The organism is Kitasatospora sp. NPDC059577, assembly GCF_042735475.1.
GTDB lineage: Bacteria > Actinomycetota > Actinomycetes > Streptomycetales > Streptomycetaceae > Kitasatospora.
Map to the genome: position 1 here is coordinate 29,530 of NZ_JBHWBZ010000033.1, position 19,303 is coordinate 48,832.

At 73.4% G+C, this 19,303-nt stretch carries 13 protein-coding genes and 1 pseudogene; 7 read left to right on the forward strand and 7 right to left on the reverse strand.

Features of this window, described 5'->3' with window-relative positions; genetic code table 11:
* The first annotated feature begins 621 nt into the window (after positions 1-621).
* Positions 622-2,931, forward strand: coding sequence for a CRISPR-associated endonuclease Cas3'' (locus ACFV0O_RS24105; RefSeq protein WP_380345169.1), 2,310 nt, complete (start codon positions 622-624; stop codon positions 2,929-2,931).
* A 327-nt stretch (positions 2,932-3,258) separates the two neighbouring features.
* Here the strand turns inward: ACFV0O_RS24105 and ACFV0O_RS24110 are convergent, their stop codons facing one another.
* A complete protein-coding gene (locus tag ACFV0O_RS24110) occupies positions 3,259-3,582 on the reverse strand; it encodes a hypothetical protein (protein WP_380345171.1) in 324 nt (107 codons plus the stop codon).
* A gap of 148 nt (positions 3,583-3,730) precedes the next feature.
* Here ACFV0O_RS24110 and ACFV0O_RS24115 point away from each other — a divergent pair.
* Positions 3,731-4,276 (forward strand): annotated as a pseudogene (locus ACFV0O_RS24115) (transposase family protein); the annotation flags it as partial.
* A 63-nt stretch (positions 4,277-4,339) separates the two neighbouring features.
* Here the strand turns inward: ACFV0O_RS24115 and ACFV0O_RS24120 are convergent.
* The gene (locus ACFV0O_RS24120; RefSeq protein ID WP_380345172.1) at positions 4,340-4,909 is read right to left on the reverse strand and encodes an SMI1/KNR4 family protein; all 570 of its coding nucleotides are present in this window, start codon (positions 4,907-4,909) and stop codon (positions 4,340-4,342) included.
* A 500-nt stretch (positions 4,910-5,409) separates the two neighbouring features.
* Positions 5,410-6,303 carry a LysR family transcriptional regulator gene (locus ACFV0O_RS24125; RefSeq protein WP_380345174.1) on the reverse strand — a complete coding sequence of 298 codons (894 nt, stop codon included), beginning with the start codon at positions 6,301-6,303 and terminating at the stop codon, positions 5,410-5,412.
* 102 nt (positions 6,304-6,405) lie between these two features.
* Between ACFV0O_RS24125 and ACFV0O_RS24130 the strand changes: the two genes are divergently transcribed.
* On the forward strand, positions 6,406-7,494 hold the full coding sequence (locus tag ACFV0O_RS24130; RefSeq protein WP_380345176.1) for an alcohol dehydrogenase catalytic domain-containing protein: 1,089 nt from the start codon (positions 6,406-6,408) through the stop codon (positions 7,492-7,494).
* Between the two features lie 404 nt (positions 7,495-7,898).
* The gene (locus ACFV0O_RS24135; RefSeq protein ID WP_380345178.1) at positions 7,899-9,608 is read left to right on the forward strand and encodes an Imm49 family immunity protein; all 1,710 of its coding nucleotides are present in this window, start codon (positions 7,899-7,901) and stop codon (positions 9,606-9,608) included.
* 164 nt (positions 9,609-9,772) lie between these two features.
* On the opposite strand, the gene ACFV0O_RS24140 is transcribed toward ACFV0O_RS24135, so the two are convergent.
* Both ACFV0O_RS24140 and ACFV0O_RS24145 read right to left on the reverse strand, forming a co-directional pair.
* Entirely contained in the window at positions 9,773-10,477 is a 705-nt protein-coding gene (locus ACFV0O_RS24140; RefSeq protein WP_380345180.1) for a DUF5995 family protein, read from the reverse strand.
* Positions 10,478-11,550: 1,073 nt separating this feature from the next.
* On the reverse strand, positions 11,551-12,759 hold the full coding sequence (locus ACFV0O_RS24145; protein WP_380345182.1) for a phosphodiester glycosidase family protein: 1,209 nt from the start codon (positions 12,757-12,759) through the stop codon (positions 11,551-11,553).
* Positions 12,760-13,666: 907 nt separating this feature from the next.
* On the opposite strand from ACFV0O_RS24145, the gene ACFV0O_RS24150 reads away from it, so the two are divergent.
* Positions 13,667-14,014 (forward strand): hypothetical protein, encoded by a 348-nt coding sequence (locus ACFV0O_RS24150; protein WP_380345184.1) that lies wholly within the window; start codon positions 13,667-13,669, stop codon positions 14,012-14,014.
* Positions 14,015-14,163: 149 nt separating this feature from the next.
* Positions 14,164-14,568, forward strand: coding sequence for a hypothetical protein (locus ACFV0O_RS24155; RefSeq protein WP_360267467.1), 405 nt, complete (start codon positions 14,164-14,166; stop codon positions 14,566-14,568).
* Positions 14,569-14,897: 329 nt separating this feature from the next.
* Here the strand turns inward: ACFV0O_RS24155 and ACFV0O_RS24160 are convergent, their stop codons facing one another.
* A complete protein-coding gene (locus ACFV0O_RS24160) occupies positions 14,898-15,272 on the reverse strand; it encodes a peptidoglycan-binding protein (RefSeq protein ID WP_380345186.1) in 375 nt (124 codons plus the stop codon).
* Positions 15,273-15,301: 29 nt separating this feature from the next.
* Here ACFV0O_RS24160 and ACFV0O_RS24165 point away from each other — a divergent pair, with 29 nt between their 5' ends.
* The gene (locus tag ACFV0O_RS24165) at positions 15,302-17,785 is read left to right on the forward strand and encodes a hypothetical protein (RefSeq protein ID WP_380345188.1); all 2,484 of its coding nucleotides are present in this window, start codon (positions 15,302-15,304) and stop codon (positions 17,783-17,785) included.
* Positions 17,786-18,334: 549 nt separating this feature from the next.
* Here ACFV0O_RS24165 and ACFV0O_RS24170 read toward each other — a convergent pair.
* Positions 18,335-19,024, reverse strand: coding sequence for a hypothetical protein (locus ACFV0O_RS24170; protein WP_380345190.1), 690 nt, complete (start codon positions 19,022-19,024; stop codon positions 18,335-18,337).
* Between the last annotated feature and the right edge of the window lie 279 nt (positions 19,025-19,303).

Below are 19,303 nucleotides of genomic sequence, written 5' to 3' on the forward strand. Positions count from 1 at the left end.
GTCCCGGGCCGCCCCGACACCGGGGGACTGGGCAGGCCCAGCGCGAGCGCCCCGCCCGCAGCGACGGCACCGCCCCCGCCCGGCGCGCCGCCCGTCTCCTCCGGGCGGCCGCGGGCCGGCAGCGGCCTGCGGGGCCGGTGCCCGTCGCGGAGGTGTTCCACGCCTTGGTCGTCGTCCACGGCGGGAGGCCGGGCATCGGCGGCGGAGGCCTGTGCCATCACTGGCCCCCGACCGTCGGCCACGCCGCCGCCCCGCCGGTACCTGGGCCGAACCCTCACCCTTCGAGCAGTTGTGGCCCGGTACCCGCGACGGCCGTCGACGTCCGGGTCGGCTCCGCCCCGCCGTACCGCACGACCAGGAGTACGGCGACCGCCGTGCCCACGCCGTGCCCCGCACCGCCCGCAGGCCCGCGACCCTCCGTGGTGCGGCGTGACCGCAGGGTGAAGTGGACGGAGGCACGGGCAGGCACGGTGCCTCCACCGGGTTCGGTGTCGGGTATCGGGCCTCGGGCCGTCGGGTGGTCAGCTCCGGCCGACGTGATCGACCCGAGGCCGGGACGACCGGCTGCCCGCCCCCGTCCCCGTCCTACCCACCGGGCCCGCTTGGCCGTAGGTTGGGCCGATGACGGCCGAGTTCGAGACCTTCACGCGCACCGCCACCGGCTTCACCCCCTACCCCTACCAGTCGGCGCTGGCCGCCGACGGCCTGCCCACGCTGCTCGAAGCGCCCACCGGGGCCGGCAAGACCGTGGCCGCCGTGCTGCCGTGGCTGTACCGGCGGCTGATCGCCGCGCCGGGGGCCACGCCGCGTCGGCTGGTGTTCGTGCTGCCCCGGCACAGCCTCGCCGGGCAGGCCTTCGGCCGGATCGGGACGTGGCTGGAGCGGCTGGGCCTCACGGGTGAGGTGGGGCTGCACCTGCTCGCGGGCGCCGCGGCGCAGGAGGGCGGCTGGCGGCGGCGCCCCGAGCGCAGCGCGATCCTGGTCGGCACCCACGACATGGTGCTCAGCCGGGCGTTGATGCGCGGCTACGCGGACGCGCGGACGATGGCGCCGGTCTCGTACGCGCTGCTGCACACCGACGCCCAGTGGGTGTTCGACGAGGCGCACCTGCTCGGTCCGGGCCTGTCCACCGGCAGGCAACTCCAGCTTCTCAGAGACGAGTTGGGAACGGCGGCGGCGACCGGGACGATGTGGATGTCGTCGGTGCGGGGGCCGGGCGGTCTCGGCGGGAGGACGGTGCACGCACCGGACACGACCGGGACGGTGCGGCGCATCGGCCGTCTCGACCTCCCGCCCGGACGGTACGTCGCCGCCCTCGTCGAGGCCGTCACCGCCGCGCACGTGCCGGGCACCCGGACCGTCGTGGTGATCGACTCCCCGGCACGGGCGCGGGCCGTGCACGCCGGCCTGGCCGCCCGGGGGCGCGAGGCGCTGCTGCTGCACCCGCACTTCCGGGCCGCCGACCTCGACCGTGTCCTGGCCGCCGCCGAGGGCGGGAACGACCTCGTCCTCGTCGCCACCCCCGCCGTGGAGGCCGGGCTCGACCTCTCCAGCCGCACACTGGTCACCGAACTCGCGCCCTGGGCCTCGCTCGTGCAGCGCGCCGGTCGCTGCAACCGCCACGGCGAGCACCCGGACGGCGGCGACCTGCTGTGGTGCACGCCCCCCGAGGGCGGCGATGCGGCCACCGCGCGCTGGCTGACCGCCCACGAGGGCCGGGCCGTCACCCCCGGCGAGCTGCTGGCGGCCCGCGTCGACACGCCGCCCGCACTGGCCGGGCCGCCCGCACCGGCTGGGCCAGGGCGCGAGGACGTTCTGGCCCTCTTCGATTCACCTGCCGAGGACACCGTCGGCGGCACCGGCAAGGACGCCAGCAAGGACACCGTCGGCGTGGACCATTGGATCTGCGACCCGTCGCAGACCGGCTCGCTCCCGGCGCTGGTCGCCTGGCGCGCCTGGGACGCCGCCGGGCCGGGCGAGAGCGGGCCGGGCGGGGACGGGCCGGGCGAGGACGAGCCGGATCCGGGCGGCGCCGAACTCTGCCCGGTGCCGCTCGACGAACTCCGGCGGCTGCCCGCCGGGCGGGCCTGGCTGCGCGACACCCTGGACCGCCGGTGGCGCCCCGCGCGGCCGGGGGACCTGCGGCCCGGCGTCCGGCTGCTCCTGGACACCCGCACCGGCGGCTACCTCCCGGACCGCGGCTGGAGCCCGGAGAGTCCGGTCCCCGTGGCGTGCGAGGCCGCCGCCCCCGGGCGGCCCGCCTATGGCTGCACGGCCTGGGTCGGCCTCGACCAGCACCTCCAGGAGACCGCGCAGGAGGCGCAGTCGCTGCTGGCCGCGCTGCCCGCGCTGCCGACCGACCTGCGGGAGGCCGTCGTCGAGGCGGCCCGCTTCCACGACCTCGGCAAGTGCCACGACGCTTTCCAGGCCAAGCTGCGGGCCGGCCGCACCGACCCGCCCGGCGGTCTGCTCGCCAAGTCCAGGAACGGCGCAGACGCCGACCTCCTGCCGCCGTACCGCTCTCCGCGCCCCCACCTGCGGCACGAGTTCGTCAGCGCCCTCCTGCTCTGGCAGGGCGGCCATGACCCGCTCGTCACCTACCTCGCCGCCGCCCACCACGGCCACGTCCGGCTCACCGTGCGCCCGCGCGGCGACGAGGCCCCGCTGCTGCTCGGCGTCGCGGACGGCGACCGTACCCCGTCCGTCCGGCTGTCCACCGGCGAGCACTTCCCTGCCCGGACCCTGCACACCGCCGCCTTCCCGGCGGCCTGGACCGCGCAGGCCGTGTCCCTGCGTGACGCCCCCGGCCTCGGCCCGTTCCGCCTCGCCTTCCTCGAAACCCTGGTACGCGTCGCCGACTGGCGCGCCAGCGCCCGCCATGACGGTCCCCTGGCCCCGGTGTCGGCCCCGGTGCCGGCCCCGGCGGGGTAGGCGGAAGCGGGGAGCAGGTCCTCGGCGGACGCCGCATGTCCGGTGCTGGAGCGCAGGCGACGGCGACCCTGGACGACGAGTGCATGTCCGCCGTGCCCGTCGAACCTCGCCCACTGAACGACTCCGAGCGAGCCGTACCGAGTCATGTCCGCTCGGCAGACTCCGTCGGCGCCGCGGCGCTGCGCGCCCGACTGGACCGAACCGAAGGGGGATCCGGCTCACGGCCGAGTGAGGTCATGGCACCGGCACCGGCACCGGCGCTCGCCCGCTGCGCGCCCCGACATGCAGCACCCCCGAGGGGCTGCCCGGAAAGCCGTGCGCACCGACTCAGATGAAGGCGATGACGAGTACGACCGCCGCCAGCAGGAGGACCACCGTCAGCGCCGGCGCACCGGGGCGCCCGTCGGGGCCGGAAGTGACGGCGATCCACGAGACGAGGGGGACCGCCGGCGACAGGGCGGCCGCCAACCACCCCACCGTGCCGCTGGGAACCCCGGCGACCTCGGCCCACCAGACGGTCGTGAACATCACCACCAGCCAGGCGGTCGCGGTCAACACCACCCAGGCCGCGCGCGCGGTCCACCGCTCGACCCGGTCGGCCGCATGGAAGTTGGCGCGGGTCATCGTCAGGATCCGGGTCAGGTTCGCCACCGGACCATCCTGTCGAACAACACCGCCGGGCACCAGGACTCGACGTTCATCGCCGACGGCGGTGGAGACCTGGGTAGCCACCCACCGAGACTGCCTTCGCATGCACGCCACCACGGCGATGACCGGGACCACGCCGTTGCCAACGACCGTCACGGCCGTCGTCGATCACCTGTCCCGCCGGGCACCCGGTCTGCTGCGCGTCCTGCGCGAGACGGATCCTGATCACGTCCTGCTCGACGGGACGCTCGCCGAGTGCGACCGGGTCGGCGACAGTCGGGCCGACTTCTCCCAGAAGCACCGCCGTCACGGCGTGAACGTGCAGGTTGTGGCCGATCCCACCGGCAAGCTGCTGTGGATCTCACCCGCCCTGCCCGGCCGCACCAACGACCTGACCGCGGCCCGCAGCCACCGCATCATCCGGATCTGCGAACGCCAGGGCGTTCCCGTGCTCGCCGACCGTGCCTACATCGGGGCCGGCCCCTGGGTAACCACACCCATCAGACGTCTTCCCGGCCAAGACCTCACCACAACCCAGCGGGCGATCAACCGAGCCCTGTCAGCGGCACGAGCACCGGTGGAACGAAGCATCGCGCGACTCAAGTCCTGGCAGATCCTCCGCCGGGCCCGCTGCAGCCCCAACCGGATGACTTTCATCGCCGCAGCCATCTTCACCTTGGAACGTCAATGCTGCTGAATCCCATTGCCGTTCCAGGGTGGGGACGGATTGGCCATGGCCGTCATCCAGTTGGGAGCCGTCTCACGACCAGACAAGTCGACCTTCGGTGAACCTACAGACCGGTGAGCTTCCATCGGCGATCCTCGTCAGCGTCTCCGCCACGGAGTCGAAATACTGGGCCATCGATTCGTACTCGCCCGTGACCGTGGGGTCACCCACGAACCAGCTGCCGACGCGCCCGTCCCGCACATCGACGAACTTTCCCATCCAGCCGTCCTGGTCCGACAGGAACGGGATCCACTCATTCCGCCAGAACGGGGAGTCCGGCTGGTCCGGAGGGTCGAATCCGCAGGACGTGGAGCGGTTCGCGTGGAGCCTCTCCATCGCCCGGATGCCCAGAAAGAAGCTTCCCTCGTCGGGGAACCCGTCGAAGCCGCAGCATGCCACTTCGTCGTCGACGTCTCCCTCTGGCAGATCCAGATTGTTCTGCAACAGCCACGTCCGCAGGTCCCCATGCAGGGAGATCCCCATCCGTTCCTCGGCTGCCGCGAGCATCTGCTCCGTAGCGGGCCCCGGCAGATCTGCGTGATCGGCCGGTGCGTGCTCCCGAAGAAGAGTCATCACACGCGACCAACTCTCAGTCACACTCATCGCCCTTTGCCCTCCGTCCTCTCTACAGGGATGTCTCCGCCCGACCACGCCACTGTGGGTTGGGAAGTATCGGCCGAAGAACCTTGCAGGGATGGTACTTCGAGCGTGTGTTCCTCCTCTCCCCGTGATCATCTTCCCGTCCCGAAGTGCGGGGTCGGCCCCTCAGTGAAGTGACCGCCCGCGACTTTTCACAGACAACCCACTGTGTCCGGCGGGCCCAGCCGATGAGCTTCCAGGACTCAAGCGAGGGCCACGGCGTCACCCTGGGGTGGCGAAGCTGAAAACGCTCAGTCAGCCCTCCACGGAAAGTGAGCCAGAACCCGAGTTTCGACGTCACTGGGGTACTTGCGCGGGCAGCAGCGGGGTGCTCCCGCTGAAGGGGCCCTGGCCGACGCCGGGGTGCTCCCGCTGAAGGGGCCCTGGCCGACGCCGGGGTGCACGTGCTGGCGCGCGCCCTCGGCGGGCGACGGCACCGAATCTGACCGCCTCGGCGGCACGTATCAGGTGGTCGAGGCGATTGCTCGGGTGACGGCGGTGATCGCCGGGGTGGGGCGGCCGGGAAGTCGAGCCACGAGAACCCGGCGGATCTCGGGAGGTGCGCCTTCGACGTGCAGCAGGCTCACCCCGGGCGGCAGCACCGGCGAGAGCCGCGAGGGCACAGTTGTCACCCCGAAACCACTGGCAACCAGTTGGAGCTTCGTCAGCCAGTCGCGCGTGGAGTGGATGACGCGCGGCCGTCCGGGCAGGCCGGGCCAGACGCCGAGCAGTGGCTCGGCGTGCGACGCCGGGGTGGCGATCCACGGAGCGTCGACCAGTTCATCGACGTGCACCGTGGTACGGCCGGCGAACTCTCCGGCCGAAGAACCCGCCACGACCAGTTCGGTGTCCGCAACGGTCTCGACGTGCAGGCGCGGCGACTCGCCGTCCAAAGGCCGGTGGGGCGGACGGGACGTCAGCACGGCGAGGTCGATCGAGCCCGCGCGCAGTGCCCGGATCAGGGAGGGCGTGGTGCCCTCGGTGGTCGTGACCGTGATCTGCGGGTCGGTCGCCGCGAGGCGGGTGAGTGAGGGAGGCAGGATGGCCGCGCCCGCGCTCAGGAACAGCCCGAGCCGCACCAGTTCGGTCCGCGGGACGGTGCCGGTGAGGTCGCGCTCGGCCGCGGTCAGGCAGTCCAGGATCGTGCGAGCGTGGCGCAGCAGGGTCAGACCCGCGGGGGTGAGCCGCACTCCGTCCGGGCGGCGTTCGAACAGGGCGGTGCCCGCGCTTTGTTCGAGGGAGGCGGCCTGGCGTGAGACCGCAGACTGGGTGTAGCCGAGCCGGGTGGCTGCTGCGGTGAAGCTGCCGGACTCGGCGATCTGCCGCAGGACCCGCAGGCCTGTGCTGGAGATGTCCATGCGGCCTACGCATACCACGGATGCGTGATCGTCGCTTCCCGCATGTCCGCCGGGCTCCTAGGGTCGATCCCGTCGAGCACGGACGAACACGGAGGTCATCACGTGCGAGCAGCAGTTCTGACGCGGTTCGGCGCCCCGCTCACGGTGCGGGAGGTGCCCGACCCCGAGGCCGGCGGCGGTGAGGCGGTGGTCGAGGTCCTCGCCGCCAGCGTGGCGCCCTACGCGGCCGAGGTCTTCAGCGGCAAGCGGAACTACCCCCTGGTCCCTCCCGTCGTGCCCGGGACCGGCGGTGTGGGACGGGTCGTCCACGTGGGCCCGGACGCCACCCGGCTGCGCCCCGGCGATCTGGTGTGGTGCGACTGTACGGTGCGCTCGCGGGACGACGCCCTGACGCCCGACATCACGCTCCAGGGCTGGAGCTCTCGCGGTGAGGGCGGCGCGCGGCTCGCCCGGTACCTGCACGACGGATCGTTCGCCGAGCTCATGCGGGTTCCGACGGAGAACGTGTTCCCGCTGCCCGCGGCGGCGGGGGAGGACCCGGCCCGCTGGGCCGCGCTCGGCGTGCACGTCATCCCTTACGGCGGGCTGCTGGCCGGCGGGCTCGCAGCCGGTGAGACGCTGCTCGTCAGCGGGGCCACCGGCAACCTCGGCAGCAGTGCGGTCGCGGTCGCGCTCGCCATGGGGGCGGGCCGTGTGGTCGCCCCAGGCCGCAACCGGGCCGCGCTCGATCTGCTCGCCGACCGGTTCGGTCCGCTCGTGCGCCCAGTCCCGCTCACCGGGGACGAGGCCGGCGACCGCGCGGCGATGTCCGCGGCGGCCGACGGCCCGATCGACATGGCGATCGACCTGCTCCCGCCGAGCGCACCCAGCTTGGCAGCGCGCACGGCAGCCATGACCGTGCGCGAATACGGCCGCGTCGTCCTCATGGGCGGCATCGGCATGCTCGGTGGCGACGACCTCGCACTCCCGTATCCATGGATCATGCGCAACTCGATCACCGTACGCGGGCAGTGGATGTACCCGCGTACAGCGAACGTCGGCATCATCCGGCTCCTTGCCTCGGGCCGCCTCGACCTTGCCCCCGAACGGGTCCGGTCGTTCGACCTCGCTGCCGTCAACGACGCCATCACGTACGCCGCCGCGCACGCCAGCCCGTTCGACCGCACCAGCCTCACCCCATCGGCTCGCTGACAAGACCGACTGATCCCCACACGTCAGCACCACGCCCCCGCCATACAGCTGTTGCCATTTCTCGTGAACAACCACGAGTCTCAAGATCACCAACTGCTGCCCGCACGGACGAACAATCGCTGCTATGTGAAGCCGCCCCGGACGGCTCGCCCGGCGGGGAACCGGAGGCCTGACGCGTCCCCGGCCACACCGGCGGCGAGGGCACCACCGGGACCGCCCGGTCCGGCGAGCCGGACCGCCGGGCGACCTGGGTGCGGCGTCCGGTGAGGGCGGCCACCGTGCCGACCGCCGTCCCGGGCGCCCGGGACGGTGTGCGGTGTGTGGGGTGTGGTGTGACCCGCGGACCGTGATGTCAGACCCACTGCCTAGGCTGGGGCCAGGCCAGTGATCAAGGGGGCAGGACCGTGCGGATCGAACGTCACCAGGTGGACGCGGCGAGGGTGGAGAAGGCCCGTGAGGACTTCGTGAACCGGATCGGGAGGCAGGTCCACTCCTACTCCCGCGCCGGCCTGATGACCACCACCGAGTGGCAGCTGATCTCCGAGTCCTTCCTCGACTACCTCGGAGCCCTCTCCACGACCCGGCCCGACCTGGACTCCGCGGAGGCCAAGGCCGTCCTCAAGGACGCTGCCGAGGCCGCCGCCGGCGCCGTCACCTTCGCCGCCTACTACCCGCACGACCGCTTCCACGTCTTCCTCGACTACCCGAACTTCGGAATGAGCTACGACCCCGAGTACGGGCAGGAACGCGACCCCCGCCACCGGGTCACCGCCGGGGAGTGGCTCGACGCCTTCTGTCTCGCCATCGTCGCGGACAAGGTCTTCGCCCACGGCGAGGCCTTCTCCTGGGCCCGGCAGTTGATGCCCGACGGGCCGGTCACGCCCACCCGCGAGCTCGTCGACGGGTTCGCGGCGCACTTCTTCGAGGAGGTCGACTTCCCCGACCCCGCCGAAGCTGCCGCAGCCTCCAACGCCTCCGCAGCAACCGCAGCCCCCGCTGCCGGACCGCAGCCCGGCCTGCGGGCTCTGCGCGCCCTCACCGACGGGGACCGCGAGGCCTTCGACGCCGCCCTGCTCGCGCTTCTCCAGGACGGCCCGCACGGCACCGGACCCGACAGCCTCCTGCCGCTGGTCCCGATCGCCCTCGCCGCGCTCGCGTACCGCACCCACGGCTGGACCCCGGCGGTCGACACCGACTACCTCCCCCACGCCCTGGTCACCGGCTTCGAGACTCCCGGCCCGCGCGTCCACGGCCTCGGCCGCGACCCGCGCCCCGACGCCGTGGCCCGTCTCGCCGCAGGGCCCGTCGACCTCGACCGGCCGACCCCGGCCCGGCCGCTCAGCCCGGACAGCGAGGCACGGTTCGAACGGCGCACCCTGGAGGCCATCACGCCCAAGGAGGGCGAGCCGCTGGACGCGTGGGAGCTCACCGGCGCCCTGCGCTACCAGACGTACCTCCTCTCGGCGCGTGCCTCGGAGACCTCCGACGCCACCGACGCCCAGCTCGCCAACCTGCGGCTCGGTTCCGGCCTCGGGGCCGCCGCGTTCCGGGCCGCCCTCGCCGAGCCGGGCACCGAGGTCGAGGTGACGATCGACGGCCGCCCGCTCCGCTTCCCGGCCTGCCGGGACACGGACTTCGGCCCGGTCTTCTGGGAGACGGCCCTCTCGTACGCCCTGATCACCGGAAGCTCCGAGGACCTGGAGCCGCTCGTCCTGGCCGGCCCCACGATCGCCGCCGAGGACCGTTCCGCGTTCGCCTCGTACCGCACCGCCCTGCACGACCACCTGCGCGGCGCCGACCCGCTCCCGGCCACCGAACGGGCCCTGAAGGCGGTGGAGCGGGCCAGGGACCAGGGCTTCCTCCCGCCCCCGGTCGTCCTGTTCTCGCAGCTCGTCGAGGGCGATGAGACCAGCTTCAACCTCGCCCTGCTGGACGCCCTGGAAGCCCACCGCGACCACCACTGCGTCGCCGACCGGGCCACCGACACCACGGCCGCGCTCAGCCTCGACATCCTCGCCCTCGCCTGCCACGCCCGCCGCACCCGCGGCTGGGCCGTCCACCTCCGGTCGCCCTACCTCCCGCCGCGCCTGCTCGCGGCTGCCGGGCGTGCCTGAGGTCGACGGACGGCCGCTCCGTCGCCGTGGCGCCCCCGCGGTCGGGCCGGCCGCCGCGCTGCGCCCTGCTCGCGCTCCCGGAGCGCGGGCAGGGAGGGTGATCGGTTGAGGGCAGTGCCCTTGCCCCGGGTGTGCCGGGGTGGTGCGGTACCGGGGTGGTGCGGTCACTCGGCCGGGGGCGGGACGACCGGAGTGAGGATCAGCAGGCCCGCGGTTCCGACCGCGCGGGAGACGAAGTCGAGCTTCGCCTGGTAGACGGGGCCCATGGTGCGCACGGCCCAGAGGTCGTTGGCGTTGGCCCAGGAGACCTCGCGGGCCGAGGAGATGCTGAAGGAGGAGACGAAGTGCTTGAGGCTCTCGGCGTCCTTCGTGGCGAGCTTGACGACCTGTAGCTCGAAGTCGGCCCGGATCTCGGCCTCGACGCTTGCGAGCAGGTCGTTGACCTTCTCGTAGTCCTCGTGGACGGGCGGGGTCCGGGGCGAGGTGTGCCGCTCCTTGCAGGTCTCGACCACGGCCACGGCGAGGTCGTGGTTGATGTGCGCGTTCATTCCCGCCAGGGCGAACTGGATCGGCCAGATCGTCCGGTTGCCGCGCCGTTCGAAGAGCGGCTGCCAACAGGGCTCCACCGACCGTCCGGCCTTCGCGGCGTCGATGTCGGCGAGGTAGAGCCCGGCGAAGATCACGTCCATCCGCTCAAGGAACTCGCTGTCCTTGAAGGTGCCGGCGGTGACGTGCTCCTTGACCAGTTTCGTCACCTTCAGGTACACGCGGTTGAAGCAGGCGACGCCGTCGTGGGGGTCGAGTTCGGCGTCGATCTCCTCCATGCGGTCGATCACCGCGTCGATCGTTCCGGGCAGTTGAGTGGTCATGACGTCCTTCTTTCGCGACTCGGGGTGGCGTGGGCGTGCGCTTGTGCGCAGGGGAGGCCCCGTGGACGACAGGCCTCCCGTGCGCGGCCTCCCGTGCGCGGCCTGTCGGCTCGGGCCGGTTCGGGCCGTGACGTGGATGCCGCCGCGGGCGGTGGCACCGTCCGCGTGGGGGACTTCCTCGTGTTCGGCGACGTGGGCGGAGCCGGGCGCGGAGACCGTCGACCGCCGGTCGGAGACGCACCGCCCGGTGCTGAGCACCGGCCGGAGACGTGTCGGCCGGGGAGCAGCAGCCCGGCTGGTGAAGCGTTGCGATGCCGGCGGGGCGTTGCTCGCGGTACCCGGGCCCTTCCTGCCCGACGGGCGGGAACACGGCCCGGCGCGCAGGCCTTCGGGGCAGCGCGGGCGGGCGGAACCGGCCCGCTGCTCACCACCGGTGTCGGCGGCCGACGGCCCGGAAGGTCCGCGCCCCGACGACATTGTCTGCATGCAATCTTGCGGATGTCCACGCGGAGAATCGCACTGCGTCACGGACCCCGGCCTGCGCGCGCCGGACCGGGACGTCGGCGGTGCCGCACCGCCGGGCCGCCGCGTGCGCCGTCGACACCGGCAGGCCGGGAGAGAAGGACACCGCCGCTGTCGAACCCGCCGCGTCGAGCGGAGCCGCGTGGGTGCCGCACCCGTCCGGGTGGCCGACGTACGGGGCGTGATCGACGCGCGGGGCGTGATCAGCGCTGGGGGAGGGGGCGGATCGTCGCGCTGTCCTGCCCGCTGACGAACGCCTTCTCGCCGACGACCACACGCACGGGGGTACGTCGATGCCACGGGCCCCCACGGGCCGGCCGCGTTCGTGACCCCCGCCCCCCGACGGCAGGACCGCACCGGCGGAGGCCCCACCGCCTGCGCCGCCCCACCCGACGCCGAGTCCCGGGTCGGGCCGTTCATGAGAGGGTCCGGTGGCCCTCGACGGTCTGGATCATCGGCCACGGAGACACACGGACTCGGAGGTCTCCTCCGCCGTCCGCACGGCCTGGCGGTGGGTTGCGGCTGCCAATAGGAGGGCCGGACCGCCGGCGCTACCCGGCGAAGATGCCCAGCGCGTTGGGGACCGGTCGTTCCTGGCCGTGGTCGAGGTGGTTGCGCACTGTCAGCTCGCCGGTGGCGCGGTCGCGGGCGACGAGTGTGGCGGAGGCGCCGCCGTCCAGGTAGACGCCGTCCGGGCAGCCCAGATCGCGCACCGCTTCGGCGAGTTCCGTCAGCGTCAGGCCCGTCGAGGTGCCCTCGCGTCCGTCCGTGGACAGCAGCGTCAGTACCCGCCCGCCGTCCGCGAGGCCGACCGCGCTGCGCGGTTCGACGGCCGTGGTGTCCAACCCGGCCGGCGCCGCCCCGCCGCGCAGCAGCCGGTAGGCGCCCAGCGCGAAGCGGAAGGGCACCGGCTCGTCCGACGCGAGACGGTAGTCCACGGCGACCGGCGTGCCGACGGGCAGGCCCGCCAGCACGCGGGCACCCGCCTCACGGCCGAGCAGCACCGTGCTCCCCGCGGGGATCGGACCGGTGCCCGGGGTGGCGGAGACCGCCGCCACCCTGCCCCGGCGGACCGTCACCTCCCACGTGTCCGCGGTGCAGGGGGCACTGCGGGACTCGTCGTTCCCGCACGCGGCGCGGGCCCGCGAGACCTCGCCCCAGTCGGAGGTGAACACACCGATCGAACCGACCGGGAGGGCGTACTGGTTCAGCCCGCCCAGCGGCCACACACCGCCCGCGGCCAGCAGATCGCCCCGCAGCACCAGGCGTCCCAGGCGGGCCACGCCGTCCACCCCGACCCCGAGCACGTCCTGGTCCGTGCCACCCGGCGGTGGCCACCATCCGAACCGCTGCGCCTGCGGCACCGCCGCTTTCAACGCCCGCCCCCGGTACACGGCAGGACCGGAGGCCGCCCCGGTGGCCGCCACACCCGGGTGCTGCTCCTCGCTGATGTCGAAGAAGTCCCCGTTCACCGCCGCCACCGCACCGCGCGCGCCGGCCAGCCGGGTCAGCGGGGCCCGGGCCGCCACCGCGCCGGGGAAGAGCAGGTCCGCCCGCACGCCGGGCCCGCGCAGGTCGGCGCGGACGGCGTACACCCGCGCGTCGCCGTGCGGGGTGCTCACCGTCAGCTCCCGGTACCCGACCCCGGGCGCGAGTTCCGCCCAGCCCGGGGCGGCCTCGGCACGAACCGGCGAGGCGACCAGACCCGCCGGGCCCACGGCCAGCACCAGGGCGACCGCACACCGCAGAACAGTCTTCATGCCCACCATGCTGACGACCCCCACCACGGCACCCCCGCAGCGCCGTCGGCGCGTCGCACCGCCGTCACGAGATGTGACGCGCCGACCCGTCATCCGTCCAGGACGTCCCTCCGGACGTTGCCGCCTCGGCCCGGATCCGGAACCACGTCCGCAACGACGCGGTCGCACGACGAAGGCCGTCGTGCGGAGTCGTGACCCACCCCGGCTCCCAGCCGTCGTGGTCGTGGAGCAGCAAGAGCAGCACCGGATGTCGATGGCCGCCGACGTCCTGCGCGACCTCGACCCCGGCGAGACGGCGAGCAACGAGACGCACCAGGACGGCGGGTACCCGGCCGCGCAGTTCAGCCTCCGGGAGGCCGTCGGGGAGCCTTCCGGACGATCGTCGGCCTCAAGCCGCCGCTGGACGCGCTCGCCGCTCGGCTGGGCCCGAGCGTGCAGCGCAGTCGGGGGCAACTCGGCGAGGTGGACGCCGCGTTGTCCACGATCGACCGGCGGCACTTCGCGCTCGGCCCCATGCCGTACGGGCAGAGCGAGACGTGGGGGTGGCTGCAGACGGAGCCCACCGGGGACCGCTTTCCCGTGCACGGGAAAGCCGTTGGCCGGCGAGGCCTGCTTCAGGCGGGCCGGCCGCTGCCGTGGTACTGGGAGCCGTGTCCGGGCCGCCGCTGAACACCACGGGCGGTGTCCCGCCGGGCCTTCGCGGCGCGCGGGCACGGGTGACCGGTACCGGTCTCGGGCCTCCGGATTCCGGGTGTTCGCGCGGGTCCAGGTGGTGACAGGGACTGAAGCGACCGGGATTCGGGAGCGGGCTGCGCCCCGGATGGCCGGGGGCCGCTGGGTATCTGATCCGTCCTGGCTGAGTAGTCGCGCTCATGTGTGGTCCGGCTCGGCACGGTGGGATCGGTCCATGGACAACACCCCGGCCGTTCCCGCATCGTCACCGCACGACCGCCACGCGTGGAGGTTTCCGCTCGCCGCGACGGTGCTGCTGGCGCTCTGCCGGATCCTCTACTGGTTCTGCGTACTCGTGCGCGCGGTCGAGGTCGACCAGTGCGTGCCTCGGGGTTCCTGCGGGCGGGACTGGGGTCCGCAGTACGACGCCGCCTACGGCCTGATGGGCGCACAGGTGGCGCTCGTCGCGGCTGCCTGGGTCCTGCCGCCCCGGATGCGCTGGGCGCCGTGGCGCTCCGTCGCATCCGCGGTGAGCGTGATGTGTGGTCTGGCGTGCAGTGTGGTGATCCAGAACTTCGGCTGAGGGTGCGTCCCACCGCCTGGTCCGTCGGCCGTCGGCGTCCGGCCGCGGTGGTCTCGACCAGGAGCACCCGAGCAGGGGTGCCCGAGCGACACGCGCCGAGTAGCATGTGGCGCCACGGCAGAAGAGGGGTTGCGACCATGGGGGGCGGCGTGACGGAGTCCACGGGGTTCGGGTGTGCGGCGTGCTGCGCCGAGGACGCCGCGGTGGCGAGGGCGCACCACCAGAGTCACACCGGGGTCCGGGTCGAGCAGATGATCCAGGACGACTCGCACTTCATCGTCTCGGTCCAGCGCTGCGGCCTCTGCTCGCAGGCCTTCGTCAGCGTGTTCACCGAGTACGTCGACTGGGTCGCCTCGCGGGACGCGCAGTACCGGACCGTGCTGCCGATCACCGACGCCGAAGCGGAGGAGCTGAAGACGGGGCGGTTGAGCCCGCACCGCGCCGGGGCCCTGGGGCACGGTCGCCGCCACCTGCAGAGCGACTGGCCGAGCGAGGCCGACGAGCCGTCCGTGTACTGGGACAGTGGCGTGTTCGAGGTGCGCGAGGGGCGCTGACCCGGCCGGGCTCCGCGAGCCGGACGCCTGCACCCGACCGGGCGGTTCGTTGGCGCTCCGGCGTCCGCGACGGTGAAGTCGGGTGCAAGGCGGCGGAGTTCGTCCGGAATCCCACCGGTGATGTCGGACGGACCGCGGATCCGACACCGTGGTGGGACGCCTCGGTGGTGGACCGCCGACGTCCGACCGGTGAGTTCCGGCGGTGGTGCGGTGCACTCTTCGACGAAGGAGCGCACCGTGCGCACGGTCATCGTCGTCCGGGGCAGGTCCTGCTCGGCGGACGAGCACTGCCTGCCCCGGGGACGGGAGCGGCCGGCGTGGGGGGACCGCTACGGGGTCGGAATGTAGTCGAAGCAGTCGGTGTACCAGCGCGGCTGGCTGTACGTCATCTCCCACAGGGCGCCACCGGTCTCCCTGCCGACGACGCCGTCGATGTCCAGCCGGCCGTGCGCCCGCTGGAAGTCCTCCACCAAGCCCTTGGTGGCGGGCCCGAACTTGCCGTCGACGGCGATGCTGTGCCCGAGTCCGGCCCGGTTGAGCAGGATCTGAACGCACTCGACCCCGTGACCGGAGGACCCGTACCGCAGGGTGGGGGCCATGTGGTCCGCCTGCGCGGTCCCGCTGAGGCCGATCACCGTCGTCACCGAGAGAGCCAGGACCGCGGCAACCCGCGCGGTCCTCGAACCGATCTTCACGTAGGACACCCACCCTTGAGTCTGCATCGAATGCGGTGATGGAGGCGCGACAGCGCCCACCACCGGCGCCCGTGGCCGCCGGCTGCGGGAGCGACGTCAGCCGGCAGACCCGGGCCGACGGAACCTCCGCCGTCCTGTCCGACCAGCGCCTGCGCTACGACGGCCAGGCGTACGGCGCCGCGCCCACCAAGGGCGACGTCACGCTCGCCCAGACGCTCAAGTCGCAGACCGGCAACAGCGCGGCCTTCCTGGACAACGCCTTCGCGTACGACGTCTACGGACGCACCCTGACCGCCACCACCCTGGCCTCCACCACGGTCGTCGACGTCACGGGCGCGACCGGCCCGGTCACCACCGCCTCGCCGGAGGCCCGGACCACCACCACGGCCTCCACCCCGGCCACCGGCCGACCCACCAGGACCGCGGTGACCACCCCGCCCGCCAAGGCCGGGGACGCCACCACCGCCCGGACCACCACCACCGACCACGACCTGCTGCGCGGCCTGACGACCGACACCCTCGACGCCGACAACCGCCGCACCGACATCCAGTACGACGCCCTCGGCCGCACCCTCAAGGTCTGGCAGCCCAACCGGTCGAAGACCGCCGGACAGGTCCCCAACCACGCGTTCGAGTACACCGTCGCGGACGGCAGGATCGTCGCCGTCGCCGCCAAGACGCTCAACAGCGACGGAAGCCGGCAGACCGGCTACACGCTCTACGACGGACTCGGCCGCGCCCGGCAGAGCCAGGACCCGGCGGACAACGGCGGCCGCGTGCTGACCGACACCTTCTACGACGAGCGCGGCCAGGCCGTCCTCGGCTACACGCCGTACTACGCCGCCGGCGCGCCGTCCACGACCCTGCGCAACGTCGACGACACCACCGGGGTGGAGACCCAGACCGCCACCGCCTACGACGGCCTCGGACGGGTCGTCAGCACCACGGCCCTCGCGGGCAACGGCGTCGGCACCCCGCTCTCCACCACGACCACCGAGTACGGCGGCGACCGGGTCACCGTCACCCCGCCCACCGGCGGCGCCCCCACCACCACCATCAGCGAGGCGGCCGGCCGCACCACCGAACTGCGCCAGTACACGTCGGGGACCCCGACCGGCGCCTACGACACGACCGGCTACGGCTACGACCCCGCCGGCAAGCTCACCAGGCTGACCGACCCGGCCGGAACCACCTGGACCTGGCTCTACGACCAGCTCGGCCGGCCGACCAAGGCCGTCGACCCCGACAGCGGAACCACCGTCAAGACGTACGGCAACCGCGGCGAGCTGACCAGCACCACCGAGGGCCGCGGCAGGACGATCGCCAGCGTCTACGACAACCTCGGCCGCCTGACCGAGACCCGGGAGGGATCGGCCACCGGCCCGCTGCTGACGCCGCAGGCCTGGGACCCGTCCGGCAACAAGGGCGTGCCGGCCTCCAGCACCCGCTACAGCACCGTCGGCGGCACCACCTACCGGTACAAGACCGCCTACTCGCTGTTCGACGCCCTCGGCCGCTCCACCCGGACGACCGTCACCGTCCCGTCCGTCCCCGGTCAGGAGGGCCTCGCCGGCACCTACGTCAGCGGCAGCATCTACCGCCTCGACGGCCTGCCGCAGAGCATCAGCTACCCGGCAGCCGGCAACCTGCCCGCGGAGTCCGTCACCATGACGTACGACGCGCTGCGCCGGCAGACCGCCGTCGAAGGCCTGGGCAAGTACCTCACCGACCAGACCTACAACCTCACCGGCAAGCCGCTGCAGTCCACGCTCGGCAACGGCACCGCCGGCAAGGACGTGTACGTCACCAACGCCTACGAGTGGGGCACCCAGCGCCTCGCCTCCAGCCGCACCGACCGGTACGGCGTCACCGGAGCCACCCGTGCCACCGGCTACACCTACGACCAGGCCGGCAACGTCACCTCGGTCACCGACACCTCGCGGTCCGGCACCGACCGGCAGTGCTTCCGGTACGACCGGCTGGCCCGCCTGACCGAGGCCTACACCCCCGGCACCGGCACCTGCCCGGCCCCCGGCGGCACCCAACTCGGCGGCCCGGCCCCGTACTGGACCAGCTGGACGTACAACACCAACGGCACCCGGGCCACCGAGACCCGGCACGACCCGGCCGGAAACACCGCCCAGGACGCCACCACCACCTACGCCTACCCCGCCGCCACCGCGGCCCGCCCGCACACCCTGACGTCCACCAGCACCGTCACCGGAACCAACGGCACCCTCGTACCGGAGAGCTACGACTACGACGGCGCCGAGGCCGGCCACGTGACCGTGGTGCTCTCGCGCGGCGGGCTGGTCAGGTCAGCTGGTTGCACAGGAGGCCCAGTGCGACGACCGCACCGAGGAGCAGCCAGCCGCTGGAGGAGACCTGGGAGCCACCGAGGAAGAGGGTCGCGGCGACCACCGCCGCCAGGCCGGTGGCTCCGCCGACCACGGCGGACGCACGCCGGACACCGCGTACCGGCACGGGCCGACGCACCGCGAGGAGCACGGCCGCCGCGGTGACGGCGGCCAGCAGGTAGAGCGTCGCGTCCACCCACCAGGCGGGTGCCCATGATCTGCCGCGCCAGAGCACCAGTGGGCAGAGCAGCAGCGGGCACTCGGCCATCAGCCCGAGCAGCACGGTCGTGCTGCGGTCGGCGTGCTTCGATCGAGCCTTGTCGTTCATGTCGGACCCCCGTCTCGGCGCGTCACTATACAGAGCCGGAGCGGGCCCGTTGCGGGGCTGACCGCAGCCACCGGGGTTCCGTCAGGCCGGCGCCTCCTGCGGGGCCGAGTACGGTCGTCGGGTGCCGGCGGCGGCTTGTGTCACGCCCGTGGGAGTCGTGTCGTCGACCGGTGGTGTTGTCGGGTCGAAGCGGTTCACGGACCGGCTGCGCCACCTGTGGCCGGGCAGCCGGCCGGGCGGGACGATTCCATCCGAACCGGGCAGGCCACGGTCCGTCAGGGACGTCGGCGGCCGGCGCATCGCTCGCCGGCCGAGGCCGGAGCACCCGACGGCCGGCCCGATCTCGCAGGTCCCGAGGCGCACCTGTCCGCCGGGCCCGCCGGCGGTCACCTGGTGATGTCACCGTCCGGCAGGTCCCGGACGGTGACCGCCGTGCGCGGCCGGCCCAGCAACCGGGCCACGACGTCGCCGATCCGCTGCGCGTCGCCCGTCGGCTCGGGAGCCGAGCCATCGGTGTACCGCTCGATGGCCTTCTCGAAGTACGAGGGGTTCCAGGCCCCGACCGCCCCACTGACGTCGACGGCCTTCACCGGTCGACGACCGACGGCGCGTGCGACGGCGGGAAGGATCTCGTCCGAGCTGTACTTCCCCGGGACCTGGAACAGGCTCGCGTGGCCGCCGACCTTTCCGCCGTCCCGGAGGTAGACCGTGACGACCAGGCAGCTGGTCACCGCCGGGTACGTGATCGTCCCGTGCGGACCCACCTCGCGGACCTCGCCCTCCGTGATCGAGACGCCCGTCGCGGTGGACGCCTGCCGCACCGCCCCGGGCGTCCCGTCCGGCACGGCCCCGGCCGGCGGACCGGGCACCCGGTCCGTCAGATCCGACGCGGTGCCGAACGCGACGGCGACGGAGTCGGCCGCGTCGGTGCGGACCGTCCCGTGCGTCGCCCCGCCGGACCCCGCTCGGCCGGTCGACGCTCCGCCGCCGCCACCCGCTGCACAGGCCGCCAGGAGCAGTGCGGCGCCGACGGCCAGACCTGCCTTCCCCGCGCGCTCGGACACCACGAAGCCCATACCCCACACCCCAGGAGACCGGATCTGCGCGCACCCGTTCGACGCGCGGCCGCGCGCGTGCGCGGCGACACATGGTCCCGAGTACGAACGATCCCGTCAACTCCGGTCCCTGTGACCACTCTGAAGGGCTGTCACCCGGCTGTGGGCCGCGGCCGACGCGAGAGGTCCGATCACCCGGGACATGAGCGTGCACCCCGCAGCCGCCCGGACCCATCGGCATCCTGCAGGCGCCCGCAGAAGGGGGATCCACACCGGGACGAACCCGGCCGAGGCCGGGCC

Bases quoted from the DNA above. Each gene is read 5' to 3' on its own strand.
- ACFV0O_RS24105 (WP_380345169.1), top strand. From the start codon at position 622: ATGACGGCCGAGTTCGAGACCTTCACGCGCACCGCCACCGGCTTCACC.
- ACFV0O_RS24120 (WP_380345172.1), bottom strand. From the start codon at position 4,909: ATGAGTGTGACTGAGAGTTGGTCGCGTGTGATGACTCTTCTTCGGGAG.
- ACFV0O_RS24125 (WP_380345174.1), bottom strand. From the start codon at position 6,303: ATGGACATCTCCAGCACAGGCCTGCGGGTCCTGCGGCAGATCGCCGAG.
- ACFV0O_RS24140 (WP_380345180.1), bottom strand. From the start codon at position 10,477: ATGACCACTCAACTGCCCGGAACGATCGACGCGGTGATCGACCGCATG.
- ACFV0O_RS24145 (WP_380345182.1), bottom strand. From the start codon at position 12,759: ATGAAGACTGTTCTGCGGTGTGCGGTCGCCCTGGTGCTGGCCGTGGGC.
- ACFV0O_RS24150 (WP_380345184.1), top strand. From the start codon at position 13,667: ATGGACAACACCCCGGCCGTTCCCGCATCGTCACCGCACGACCGCCAC.
- ACFV0O_RS24165 (WP_380345188.1), top strand. From the start codon at position 15,302: ATGGAGGCGCGACAGCGCCCACCACCGGCGCCCGTGGCCGCCGGCTGC.
- ACFV0O_RS24170 (WP_380345190.1), bottom strand. From the start codon at position 19,024: ATGGGCTTCGTGGTGTCCGAGCGCGCGGGGAAGGCAGGTCTGGCCGTC.